Annotated in this window: 1 protein-coding gene; it reads right to left on the minus strand. The window is 72.2% G+C overall.

Annotation, left to right across the window (positions count from 1 at the left end; translation table 11 throughout):
• Positions 1 to 194: hypothetical protein (locus PUR53_RS00840; protein ID WP_329907035.1), on the minus strand; the 194-nt coding region annotated here is incomplete at its 3' end.
• Between the last annotated feature and the right edge of the window lie 112 nt (positions 195 to 306).

Genomic DNA, 306 nt, shown 5'->3' on the forward strand with positions numbered 1-306 from the left:
CGGTGCTCCAGGCGCCCCGCGGCGTCGAACTGCCAGCGCACGCCGCCCTGCGGGCCGGTGGCGGTGAAGCCACCGCCCACGCGCACTGTGTCCGAGGCATCAGGCATCCGCGCCGGCCCGCCCCGTGCGGTGGCGTCCAGCACCTCGACGCGCACGGACGCCGGGGCGGCGACCACATGAAATAAGAAAACCAAAGCCCCCACCCCAAACAACCCTCCGCCAACAACTAAACACACACCCCACCCAACCACACCCCCACCCACCACCCCCCCGCACCCGCCCCCACCCCCGCAAAGCGGGAAGCCC

The organism is Streptomyces sp. SP18BB07, from assembly GCF_036322545.1.
GTDB lineage: Bacteria > Actinomycetota > Actinomycetes > Streptomycetales > Streptomycetaceae > Streptomyces > Streptomyces deccanensis.